This is a genomic window from Pseudomonas sp. Fl5BN2 (genome assembly GCF_009908205.1).
Taxonomy (GTDB): domain Bacteria; phylum Pseudomonadota; class Gammaproteobacteria; order Pseudomonadales; family Pseudomonadaceae; genus Aquipseudomonas.
Window position 1 is genome coordinate 1 of the sequence record NZ_JAAARL010000022.1, and the last position, 11,959, is coordinate 11,959.

The 11,959-nt window shown below is 64.2% G+C and carries 6 protein-coding genes; 1 reads left to right on the forward strand and 5 read right to left on the reverse strand.

The window, feature by feature from the left end:
* Positions 1 to 237: 237 nt before the first annotated feature.
* Entirely contained in the window at positions 238 to 2,037 is a 1,800-nt protein-coding gene (locus GV819_RS25955) for an acyl-CoA dehydrogenase (protein ID WP_161758905.1), read from the reverse strand.
* A 323-nt stretch (positions 2,038 to 2,360) separates the two neighbouring features.
* Positions 2,361 to 6,314 (reverse strand): trifunctional transcriptional regulator/proline dehydrogenase/L-glutamate gamma-semialdehyde dehydrogenase, encoded by a 3,954-nt coding sequence (putA, locus tag GV819_RS25960; RefSeq protein ID WP_161758906.1) that lies wholly within the window; start codon positions 6,312 to 6,314, stop codon positions 2,361 to 2,363.
* Positions 6,315 to 6,777: 463 nt separating this feature from the next.
* On the opposite strand from putA, the gene putP reads away from it, so the two are divergent.
* A complete protein-coding gene (gene putP / locus GV819_RS25965) occupies positions 6,778 to 8,262 on the forward strand; it encodes a sodium/proline symporter PutP (protein ID WP_161758907.1) in 1,485 nt (494 codons plus the stop codon).
* A gap of 127 nt (positions 8,263 to 8,389) precedes the next feature.
* Here putP and GV819_RS25970 read toward each other — a convergent pair whose 3' ends face one another.
* From GV819_RS25970 to GV819_RS25980, 3 genes are all read right to left on the reverse strand, one after another.
* The gene (locus GV819_RS25970) at positions 8,390 to 8,884 is read right to left on the reverse strand and encodes a DUF2165 family protein (RefSeq protein ID WP_161758908.1); all 495 of its coding nucleotides are present in this window, start codon (positions 8,882 to 8,884) and stop codon (positions 8,390 to 8,392) included.
* 150 nt (positions 8,885 to 9,034) lie between these two features.
* The gene (locus tag GV819_RS25975) at positions 9,035 to 10,306 is read right to left on the reverse strand and encodes an O-acetylhomoserine aminocarboxypropyltransferase/cysteine synthase family protein (RefSeq protein WP_161758909.1); all 1,272 of its coding nucleotides are present in this window, start codon (positions 10,304 to 10,306) and stop codon (positions 9,035 to 9,037) included.
* Between the two features lie 220 nt (positions 10,307 to 10,526).
* Complete coding sequence (locus GV819_RS25980; RefSeq protein WP_161758910.1) at positions 10,527 to 11,951, reverse strand: glycerol kinase; 1,425 nt, start codon at positions 11,949 to 11,951, stop codon at positions 10,527 to 10,529.
* Between the last annotated feature and the right edge of the window lie 8 nt (positions 11,952 to 11,959).

Below are 11,959 nucleotides of genomic sequence, written 5' to 3' on the forward strand. Positions count from 1 at the left end.
CGGGCGCTTTCGCCGGCAAGCCGGCTCCTACGAGCGTGGAGTGAAGCCTCGTGTAGGAGCTGGCTTGCCAGCGAACCGTGCGCTGCGCAGTGTCAGGCCGGGCGCTTTCGCCGGCAAGCCGGCTCCTACGAGCGTGGAGTGAAGCCTCGTGTAGGAGCTGGCTTGCCAGCGAACCGCGTGCCGCGCAGTGTCAGGCCGGGCGCTTTCGCCGGCAAGTCGGCTCCTGCGGCGGTCGCCTCAGAACCAGGCGTCCTGCATTGCCAGGCAGGTATCATCCCGCGCCTCCAGCAGCGTCAGTTCATGCTGGCATCCCGGCACCTCCCAGGTCAGGAAATAGCGCGCGGCCTGCAGCTTGCCCCGATAAAAATCCCGATCCCCGGCATCGCCCCGCGCCAGTCCTTCCTCGGCCTTGATGGCTTGTTCCAGCCAGCGCCAGCCAATTACCGTGTGGCCGAACGCCTTGAGATACAACGCCGAGTTGGCCAGGGTCGGCGTGACCTTGCCGCTGGCCAGGTCTCCCAGCAGCCCCAGAGTCACGCTCTGCAGGCGTGTCAGCAGTTGCTCCAGCGGCATGCGCAGGGCGTTCAGGGATTCATGTGCCTGGGCCCGGGCCCCGGTTTCGGCGATCAGGCGGACCAGGCGCTTGAGCCCGGCACCGCCGTTCTGCGCCAGTTTTCGTCCCAGCAGGTCCAGGGACTGGATGCCGTGGGTGCCTTCGTGGATCGGGTTCAGGCGGTTGTCACGGTAGTACTGCTCCACCGGGTATTCCCGGGTATAGCCGTGGCCGCCGAGGATCTGGATCGCCAGCTCGTTGGCCTTGAGGCAGAACTCCGAGGGCCAGGACTTGACGATCGGGGTCAACAAGTCCAGCAGTTCGTGGGCCTGCTGGCGTTCGGCCTCAGTGCCCAGGGTGGTGGTGTCATCGAACAGCCGCGCCGCGTACAGCCCCAGGTCGAAGGCACCTTCTACATAAGCCTTCTGGGTCAGCAGCATGCGCCGCACATCGGCATGCTGGATGATCGACACCGGCGCAGTGCTCGGGTCCTTGCTGTCCGGCAGGCGGCCTTGCGGGCGTTCACGGGCATATTCCAGTGAATACAGGTAACCGGCGTAGCCGAGCATCACCGCGCCCATGCCGACGCCGATCCGCGCCTCATTCATCATCTGGAACATGTAGCTCAGGCCCTGGTGCGGCTTGCCCACCAGATAGCCTACGCAATGCCCGTTATCGCCGAAGTTCAGCGCGGTGGAGGTGGTGCCGCGCCAGCCCATCTTGTGGAACAGCCCGGCCAGCAGGACGTCGTTGCGCGGACCCAGGCTGCCGTCGTCGTTGACCAGGAACTTGGGCACGATGAACAGCGAGATACCCTTCACCCCGGGTGGCGCATCCGGCAGCTTGGCCAGGACCATGTGCACGATGTTCTCCGACAGAGAGTGGTCGCCGCCGGAGATGAAGATCTTGTTGCCCTTGATCCGGTAGCTACCGTCGGCGGCCGGTTCGGCGCGGGTGCGGATATCCGACAGCGACGAGCCCGCGTGGGGTTCGGTCAGGGCCATGGTGCCGAAGAAGCGACCGTCGATCATCGGTTGCAGGAAGCGCTGCTGCTCCTCGCTGCCGAAGCTTTCGATCAGGTTGGCGGCGCCCATGGTCAGGAACGGATAGGAAGTCGTCGCCGCGTTGGCCGCCTGGAAGTGGGCGAAGCAGGCCTGGGACAGCAGGGTTGGCAGCTGCATGCCGCCGGCCTCGAAACTGCGGGCGGCGTTGAGGAAGCCGGCTTCGAGAAAGGCATCCACCGCCGGTTTGACCTCGGGGATCAACACCGCCTGGCCGTCTTCGTAACGGGGTTCGTGTTCATCGCCCTTGCGGTTGTGCGGGGCGAAGAATTTCTCGGCGATGCTGCGGGCGGTGCCCAGGGCTGCATCGAAGGTTTCCCGGTTGTGTTCGGCAAACCGCTCGCGCTGGGTCAGGCCCTCGGCATCGAGTACCTCATACAGTTCAAAGGCCAGATTGCGGGAACTGAGCAAGGTCTCGGACATGGCGGCTTACCTGTGGATTGGGGAGTGGGCCGAGTCTAGGCGGGTGAATAAAGGCTGGATAGCAAGATTGATCGCGGTGATGCAGAGCCCAAAAAACCTCGGTAGGAGCTGGCTTGTGTAGGAGCTGGCTTGGCAGCGAACCATGCGCCGCGGTGTGTCAGGACGGGCGCTTTCGCCGGCAAGCCGGCTCCTACGGGTGTGGAATGGCGCCTTGTGTAGGAGCTGGCTTGCCAGCGAAGGCGTCATGGGGGGCGATGCAGGGCGCGGGCAAAAAAAATGGGCGCCGGTGAGGGCGCCCATCGATGCAGCCTGGCCTTCGGCGATCAGCCGATGGTCATCAGGCTGGCGTTGCCGCCGGCTGCTGCAGTGTTGACGCTCAGGGCGCGTTCGATCACCAGGCGCTCCAGGGCAATCGCGGTCTCGCCCTGGGACAGGCCCTGGACGCCGACGATGGCACCGGCACGCTGGGCCACTTGCTGGCAAACGCCGCGCAGCTGGTCAGAGTCGCCGTGGTGCAGGACCGCGTCGAACACCACGTCATCCTTGGTCCAATCCGCCACCCGTTGGATGCGCGCTTGCACATCCTTCGGCAGACGGGCGAACAGCGCCTTGCTCAGATCGCTTTCCGGCCACACCGCCGAACCGCCAACGGCCAGGACCGCTGCCAGTTGGGTCAGCAGGTCGCTTTCGATTTCCGCCAGGCACAGCACGTGCTCGCGAGGCAGGATGGCGTAGCTGTTGCGCTCGCCGGTCGGGCCGTTCAGCTGGCGGGTGATGCCGCTTTGCGACTGCCCGGCGAACTGTTTGCACAGGCTCGCCAGTTCCGCCAGCTTGCTGCTCTCGGCCCAGGCTTGCAGGGCATTGAGCGGCTTGCTCAGGACTTCCCGCAGGCGCAGGTCCGGAGCGTTGGCAGCATCGGCCCGAACGAAGGACTGCTCGATGGCATCCACCGGGCGGGTCGACAGCAGGCGGTACAGGTACAGCGGGCCACCGGCTTTCGGGCCGGTGCCCGACAGGCCTTCGCCGCCGAACGGCTGCACGCCGACCACGGCACCGACGATGTTGCGGTTGACGTAGACGTTGCCGGCATGGACGTTGTCCACCACCTTGGCGATGGTTTCATCGATGCGGGTGTGCACACCCAGGGTCAGGCCGTAGCCGGACGCGTTGATCTGGGCGATCAACTGGTCGATTTCCTTGCGCTTGTAGCGCACCACGTGCAGCACCGGACCGAAGATCTCGCGTTGCAGCTCGTCGAAGCTTTCCAGCTCGATCAGGGTCGGCATGACAAAGGTGCCGCGCTTGCATTCTTCGCTGTCGGCGATAGCCATCTGGTACACGTTGCGACCTTTGTCGCGCATGGCCTGGATGTGCTTCTCGATGCCAGCCTTGGCTTCGGCGTCGATCACCGGGCCGATATCCACCGACAGGCGCTCCGGGTTGCCCAGGCGGTTTTCGGCCATGGCGCCCTTGAGCATTTCGATCACGCGGTCGGCGGAGTCTTCCTGCAGGCACAGCACGCGCAGGGCAGAGCAACGTTGGCCGGCGCTGTCGAAGGCCGAGGAGACCACGTCGATGACCACTTGTTCGGTCAGCGCCGAGGAGTCGACGATCATTGCGTTCTGGCCACCGGTTTCGGCGATCAGCGGGATCGGTCGGCCATGGTTGTCCAGGCGTCCGGCGATGTTGCGTTGCAGCAAGCGGGCGACTTCGGTGGAGCCGGTGAACATCACGCCTTTGACGCGCTCGTCACCTACCAGGCGGGCACCGACGCTTTCGCCCTGGCCCGGCAGCAGTTGCAGCACGCCTTGAGGAATCCCGGCTTCCAGCAGCAGGCGCACGGCCTGGGCGGCGACCAGTGGAGTCTGTTCGGCGGGTTTGGCCAGTACCGGGTTCCCGGCGGCCAGGGCTGCGGCGACTTGGCCGCTGAAGATCGCCAGCGGGAAGTTCCACGGGCTGATGCACACCACAGGCCCCAGCGGACGGTGAGCGTCGTTGCTGAAGTCATTGCGTGCCTGCACCGCGTAGTAGCGCAGGAAGTCCACGGCTTCGCGCACTTCGGCGATGGCGTTGGCGAAGGTCTTGCCGGCTTCGCGGGCCAACAGGCCCATCAGAGGCTGGATCTCGCCTTCCATCAGGTCGGCGGCACGTTCGAGGATCGCGGCACGTTCGGCCGGCGGTGTGGCCTGCCAGATCGGTGCGGCGTTGAGGGCGCACTGGATCGCGTTGTCGACGTCTTCGACCGTGGCTTCCTGGACGTGGCCCACCACGTCGCGATGGTCGGAAGGGTTGAGGACTGGAGCCGGGGTTTCACTGCTGGAAGCACAGCCGAGCATCGGCGCGGCTTTCCAGTTGTTGTGCGCGGTGGCCAGCAATGCGCAGGACAGCGACGCCAGGCGGTGTTCGTTAGCCATGTCGATGCCGGCCGAGTTGGCGCGTTCGGCACCATACAAGTCACGCGGCAGTGCAATGCGCGGATGTGGCAGGCCGAGGCCGCCTTCCAGGGTGGCCATCTGCTCGATCTGGCTCACCGGATCGGCCACCAACTCTTGAATCGAGATCGACTGATCGGCGATGCGGTTGACGAACGAGGTGTTGGCGCCGTTTTCCAGCAGGCGGCGAACCAGGTAGGCCAGCAGGGTTTCGTGGGTGCCCACCGGGGCGTACACGCGGCACGGACGGTTCAGCTTGCCCTCGGCAACCTTGCCCACCACTTGCTCGTACAGCGGTTCGCCCATGCCGTGCAGGCACTGGAACTCGTACTGGCCGGGGTAATAGTTCTGACCGGCAATGTGGTAGATCGCCGACAGGGTATGGGCGTTGTGGGTGGCGAACTGCGGATAGATAACTTCCGGCACCGACAGCAGCTTGCGTGCGCAGGCGATGTAGGACACGTCGGTGTACACCTTGCGGGTGTACACCGGATAGCCTTCCAGGCCTTCGACCTGGGCGCGCTTGATTTCGCTGTCCCAGTAGGCGCCCTTCACCAGGCGGATCATCAGGCGGTGGCGGCTGCGGCGCGCCAGGTCGATGACGTAGTCGATCACGTACGGGCAGCGCTTCTGGTAAGCCTGGATCACGAAACCGATACCGTTCCAACCGGTCAGTTGCGGCTCGAAGCACAGGCGCTCCAGCAGATCCAGGGACAGCTCCAGGCGGTCGGCTTCCTCGGCGTCGATGTTCAGGCCGATATCGTATTGCTTGGCCAGCAGGGTCAGCGACAGCAGGCGCGGGTACAGCTCGTCCATCACGCGCTCGTACTGGGCGCGGCTGTAGCGCGGGTGCAGGGCCGAGAGCTTGATCGAGATGCCCGGGCCTTCATAGATGCCGCGACCGTGGGAAGCCTTGCCGATCGAGTGGATGGCCTGCTCGTAGGAGGCGAGGTATTTCTGTGCGTCGTGCTCGGTCAGTGCCGCTTCGCCGAGCATGTCGTAGGAGTAGCGGAAGCCCTTGGCTTCGAACTTGCTGGCATTGGCCAGGGCTTCGGCGATGGTTTCGCCGGTGACGAACTGTTCGCCCATCAGGCGCATGGCCATGTCGACGCCCTTGCGGATCATCGGCTCGCCGCTCTTGCCGATGATGCGGCTCAGGGACGACGTCAGGCCGGCCTCGTTGTGGGTCGACACCAGCTTGCCGGTGAGCAACAGGCCCCAGGTCGCGGCGTTGACGAACAGCGACGGGCTGTTGCCCAGGTGCGGCTGCCAGTTGCCGGTGCTGATCTTGTCGCGGATCAGCGCGTCACGGGTGCCTTTGTCCGGGATGCGCAGCAGCGCTTCGGCCAGGCACATCAGCGCCACGCCTTCCTGGGACGACAGGGAGAATTCCTGCAGCAGGCCCTGGACGATACCGGCACGGCCGCCGGCGCTCTTCTGGTTGCGCAGCTTCTCGGCGATCGAGGAGGCCAGCTTGTTGGTGGCTTCGGCGGTTTCGGCCGGCAGGCGTGCCTGCTCCAGCAGCATCGGCACCACTTCCGGTTCCGGACGACGGTAAGCGGCAGTGATCGAGGCGCGCAGCACCGATTGCGGGAGGATGCTCTCGGCGAATTCGAGGAAGCACTGATGAGCGTGATCAGTGTGCACGTCGCCAGCATCTTCGCCTTCTTTGGCGGTGACACTGCTCAGCTCGGTCAGGGTTGCACCACCCTCGAGTTTTTCCAGGTAATTGAAAATCGCCTGCTTGATCAGCCAGTGCGGCGTACGATCGATCGAGGCCGCGGCGGCCTTGAGGCGCTCGCGGGTTGGGTCGTCGAGTTTGACCCCGAGGGTGGTGGTAGCCATATTTTTATCCTCATGTTTGCCACGCACGTGTGGCATCAGCTGGCGGCAAGATTATCCGTGCGCCGAAATAGGTGCAACCGGGTGCAACCCATTTTCAGTCGGAAAAATAGACAGCTTGTCAGGAATAAATTTCCTGCTGGGAGCTGCTTGCGTCCATATGGTGCATTTGCTTCTGAAAAAGCCGTTGCTTGCCCCAAAAAGGAGCAAAAGCGTCGTCAAAGGTGGATTAATCGACAAGGTGCAACTGATTCACCTCAAATTGGTTGCACCTTGTTCATTTTGTTGAATAGGATTCGCGCCCAAGGTGCAACCGTTCTTTCGGAGCGGTTCATCGGCTGATGGCTTTCCTGGGGAAACATCAGTCATAAATGCGCGGCCCACCTGATCGTCTCCCAAGCGTCATCGTTTGACGGCGGGTGGCAATGGCCGCCGCACCATAAAAACAAAGCCAGGGCGTAACTCAATGAGTGCAAGCAATCCAACCCTGATCACCTTCGTGATCTACATCGCGGCAATGGTGCTGATCGGCTTCATGGCCTATCGCTCCACCAACAACCTTTCCGACTACATTCTTGGCGGCCGCAGCCTCGGCAGCGTGGTCACCGCGCTTTCCGCTGGTGCCTCCGACATGAGTGGCTGGCTGCTGATGGGCCTGCCGGGCGCCATCTACATGTCCGGTCTTTCAGAAAGCTGGATCGCCATCGGCCTGATCGTGGGTGCCTACCTGAACTGGCTGTTCGTGGCCGGTCGCCTGCGGGTGCAGACCGAGCACAACGGTGATGCGCTGACTCTGCCGGACTACTTCTCCAGCCGCTTCGAAGATAAAAGCGGCCTGTTGCGGATCATCTCCGCGGTAGTGATCCTGGTGTTCTTCACCATTTACTGCGCTTCCGGCATCGTCGCCGGTGCCCGCCTGTTCGAAAGCACCTTCGGCATGTCCTACGAGACAGCGCTGTGGGCCGGCGCGGCAGCGACCATCGCCTACACCTTCGTCGGTGGTTTCCTGGCCGTGAGCTGGACTGACACCGTGCAAGCCACGCTGATGATCTTCGCCCTGATCCTGACGCCGATCATCGTGCTGCTGGCCACCGGTGGTGTCGACACCACGTTCCTGGCCATCGAGGCCCAGGACCCCAGCAACTTCAACATGCTCAAGAACACCACCTTCATCGGCGTGATCTCGCTGCTGGGCTGGGGCCTGGGCTACTTCGGCCAACCGCACATCCTGGCGCGCTTCATGGCGGCAGATTCGGTGAAGTCGATCGCCAACGCGCGTCGCATCTCCATGACTTGGATGATCCTGTGCCTGGGTGGCACCGTGGCCGTGGGCTTCTTCGGCATCGCCTACTTCTCGGCGCATCCTGAAGTGGCCGGTCCAGTGACCGAGAACCATGAGCGGGTGTTCATCGAACTGGCCAAGCTGCTGTTCAACCCATGGATCGCCGGTGTGCTGCTGTCGGCCATCCTGGCGGCCGTCATGAGTACCTTGAGCTGCCAGCTGCTGGTGTGCTCCAGTGCCTTGACCGAAGACTTCTATAAAGCCTTCCTGCGCAAGCACGCCTCTCAGATGGAGCTGGTGTGGGTCGGTCGCGCCATGGTGCTGGTGGTTGCGCTGATCGCCATCGCCATGGCCGCCAACCCGGAAAACCGCGTGCTGGGCCTGGTGAGCTATGCCTGGGCCGGTTTCGGCGCGGCCTTCGGTCCCGTGGTGCTGATTTCGGTGCTGTGGAAAGGCATGACCCGCGACGGCGCGCTGGCCGGCATCATCGTCGGTGCTGTCACCGTAATCCTGTGGAAGCACTTTGCTCTGCTGGGCCTGTACGAAATCATCCCGGGCTTCATCTTCGCCAGCCTGGCGATCCTGCTGGTGAGCAAGATGAGTGCTCCGAGCGCTGGCATGGTTCAGCGTTTCGAAGCCGCCGAGAAGGATTTCAAGCTCAATCACTGAGTAGGAAAATCCGCCCCTGATGTTTCAGGGCGCTAGAAAAAGGCCCGTTGCGTCACCGCAGCGGGCCTTTTTTGTGCCTGATCATCAGCCTCTGGCTGGATTCCTGTCGCGGTGATCCGGGGGCCGCTCAGTGCAGTTCGGCGTCAGGCTGGTTGAGGAAGATCAACACGCCAAGAATTGCCATGTAGAACTTGAACGCGGCGTCCTGACCGTTCCAGGTCGGTGACTGCCACATCATGAACCACTCGCCTCCCACCACCATGAAACCGAAGAACCATACGCAGAAGCCCAGGCAGAAACCGACAATGGCCCAGTGCTTGGCGCGGTTGAAATAGCTGGCGGCACCGCGTCTTGCCAGCCACAGGCGCAGGGCACCCAAGGTCAGGATGACGCCTGTCAGCGCCTCACCGGCAATGATCAGCCAGTAGCCGAGGTTCCACAGCAGCGGCAGGGTGAGTGCCCGGTCGGTGGCGCTGTTGCCCGGGAACACGCTGTCCATGCTCAGCACGTGCTGGACGAAGGCGAAGTTGGAGCCGTAGTCGCTGAGGTTGTTGTAGGCCACCAGCAAGGCGAAGGCGGCAACGGCCAGGGTCATGGTGATTTTTACGTAACGCACAATCATGTTGGGGTCCTTTGAGGGTGAGAAATGATCCTGGGGGCTGATGGGTGGGTGGTGCGCCGGTGCCGACGCGGGTTGGCTCGGCCCTGGCGTTGATCGCCAGGGCCCTGGTACCCAAGGGGCCGCCGCTGTTCGGCGGCGGTCCATCGGTGGTCAGGCCTGTTTCAAGGCCTGGTCGAGGTCTTCGAGCAGGTCTTCGATGGCTTCGATACCCACCGAGAGCCGGATCATTTCCGGCTTGACCCCGGCCTTGGCCTGCTCCTCTTCGTTCATCTGTCGATGGGTGGTGGAGGCCGGGTGGCAGGCCAGGGACTTGGCGTCGCCAATATTCACCAGGCGCTTGAAGATCTGCAGCGCGTCGTAGAAGCGCACGCCCGCGGCATAGCCGCCCTTGAGGCCGAAGGAGAGGATCGCCGACGGCTTGCCCTGCATGTACTTGCGCGCCAGCTCATGGTGCGGGTGGTCGGGCAGGCCGGCGTAGCTGACCCACGCCACCAGCGGGTGGGCCTTGAGAAATTGCGCCACCTTGAGGGCGTTGTCGGTGTGGCGTTCCATGCGCAGGGCCAGGGTTTCCAGGCCTTGCAGCAGGAGGAAGGCGTTCATCGGCGCCAACGCCGCGCCGGTGTTGCGCAGCGGTACGGTGCGCGCCCGGGCGATGAAGGCCGCCGGGCCGAATTTCTCGGTGTAGACCACGCCGTGGTAGGCCGGCTCCGGGGTATTGAGGCTGGCGAACTTCTGCGGGTGGTCGGCCCAGGGGAAGTTGCCGCTGTCGACGATCACTCCACCCAGGGAGTTGCCATGGCCGCCGACGTATTTGGTCACCGAGTGCACGACGATGTCGGCACCGAACTGGATCGGCTTGCACAGGATTGGCGTGGCCACGGTGTTGTCCACCATCAACGGCACGCCACGGGCGTGAGCCGCCTGCGCCAGGCCTTCGAGGTCGACGATGTTGCCCGCCGGGTTGCCGATGCTTTCGCAGTACACCAGCTTGGTCTTGTCGTCGATCAGCTCGGCGATGGCCTCGGCGGAGTCGTCCCGGGCAAAGCGCACCTCGACCCCGAAGCTCGGCAGCAGGTGGGCGAACAGGGTGTAGGTGCCGCCGTATAGCTGCGGGGTGGAGACAATATTGTCGCCGGCCTGGGTCAGGGTCTGGATCGCGTAGTGGATCGCGGCGCTGCCGGCAGCCACCGCCAGCCCGGCGATCCCGCCTTCCAGGGCCGCCATGCGCTGTTCCAGCACATCGTTGGTGGGGTTCATGATGCGGGTGTAGATGTTGCCGGGCACATCGAGGTTGAACAGGTCAGCGCCGTGCTGGGCGTTGTCGAATTCGAAGGCGACGTTCTGGTAGATGGGCACGGCCACGGCCTTGGTGGTCGGGTCCGACTTGAATCCATGGTGCAGCGCAATCGTTGCGTCTTTCATAAAACCTCGACTCAGAGTTAATCCATTAATGAGCACAGCCAGGCAGGTCGTGTGCCCGCGCAGCAGTCAGTGGTCCCGTGTGTCTGAGTCGCCAGCAACCGCTAGGTGTCCCCGCCGCTTGGTCGCGGGCAGGCGGGCCAGTGTCCAATAGGCGTGGCGGATCGGCAAGGGGCTGTTGAGTGCGCCAGGAAGCACCGGCCGTCCGTGGCCGGTTGAGTGTTCAGCGCGGTTGCGACCAGCCCTGGGAGCGGCTGACCGCACCGCTGAAGGTCAGCCGCCAGGCCGCGGCGGTGGCCTGGTCGATGCGTGGCTGGTAGTCGGTGCGGGTGTTGTCCAGGGCCGGCAGTTCCAGGCCCAGGCCGCGGGCGGCGAGGGCGGCGCAGCCCAGGGCGGTGAGCTCGTCGAAACGCTGGGTGACGATGGTGCGCTGCAGGATGTCGGCGAGGAACTGGGCGAAATACGGGCTGCGGGCCAGGCCGCCATCAATCGACAGCTGGTCGGTGACGTTCAAGTGGTCGTCCATTGCACTGATCACTTCGGCGCTGCGCAGGGCCACGCCTTCCAGCACCGCCTGGCACAGGTCCTGGCGGCTGGTGGCCGCGTTCATGCCGATCCACACCGCGCCAGCGCTGCGGTCCCAGTGCGGGCAGGCGAGACCGGAAAGCGCCGGCACGAAGGCCAGGTCGCGGGAAATCGCCGGAGGCTGGTCGAAGGCCGCCAGCTCGGAAAAGTCGCTGAACAGGCCCAGTCGTCCGGCCCATTCCACTGCGGCACTGGCGTCGTAGACACCCCCGTCCATGGCATACACCGGTTGGCCGTCGGCCTGCCAGGCAACGGTTGCCAGCAGGCCTTTCTCTGGGGCGCGGATGATTTGTTCACCGGTAACGGTCAGGGCAAAGGCGCCGGTGCCGAAGGTGATCTTGGCGTCCCCTGGCAGCCGGCAGCCGTGGCCGTACAGCGAAGCCTGCTGGTCCACCACCGAGGCGCTGATAGGCGTCTGGCCGATGCGCCCGAAGTCACCGACCGTGTCGCGGATCTGCGGCAGCGCCTGCAGGGGCACGCCGAACAGTTCGCAGAGCTCGGGGTCCCACTGGCCAGTGCTGAGATTCATCAGCGAGGTGCGCGAGGCGGTGGTGATGTCGGTGGCGTAGACCCCGGTCAGACGGTCGAGAAAATATGCATCGGTGGTACCCAGGCGCAGGCGGCCGGCGCTGAGGGCGGCTTGCGCAGCCGGCAGGTTGTCGAGGATCCAGGCCAGCTTGCTCGCGGAAAAGTAGGCGTCCAGGGGCAGTCCGGCGCGCTCCAGGGTCAGCGCCTCGGCGCCCTTGGCGCGCAGTTCCTCGATGCGCGCGGTGGTGCGGTTGTCCTGCCAGACAATCACTGGCGACAGTGGCGTGCCGCTGACAGCGTCCCAGGCCAGGCAGCTTTCGCCCTGGTTGGCCAGGCCGATGGCGTCGACCCGGCCGGTGGCCTCCAGGCAGCGTTGCAGGTTGGCCAGCAGTTCCAGCGGATCGTGCTCGACCCAGCCCGGACGGGGATGATGCTGCTGATGACGCAACGACAGTTGGATATCGGCTCGGCCCTGCATGTCCACCACCAATACGCGGGTGCTGGTAGTGCCCTGGTCAAGTGCGGCTATTCGCATGGTTTTCT

Bases quoted from the DNA above. Each gene is read 5' to 3' on its own strand.
- GV819_RS25955 (WP_161758905.1), bottom strand. From the start codon at position 2,037: ATGTCCGAGACCTTGCTCAGTTCCCGCAATCTGGCCTTTGAACTGTAT.
- putA (WP_161758906.1), bottom strand. From the start codon at position 6,314: ATGGCTACCACCACCCTCGGGGTCAAACTCGACGACCCAACCCGCGAG.
- putP (WP_161758907.1), top strand. From the start codon at position 6,778: ATGAGTGCAAGCAATCCAACCCTGATCACCTTCGTGATCTACATCGCG.
- GV819_RS25970 (WP_161758908.1), bottom strand. From the start codon at position 8,884: ATGATTGTGCGTTACGTAAAAATCACCATGACCCTGGCCGTTGCCGCC.
- GV819_RS25975 (WP_161758909.1), bottom strand. From the start codon at position 10,306: ATGAAAGACGCAACGATTGCGCTGCACCATGGATTCAAGTCGGACCCG.
- GV819_RS25980 (WP_161758910.1), bottom strand. From the start codon at position 11,951: ATGCGAATAGCCGCACTTGACCAGGGCACTACCAGCACCCGCGTATTG.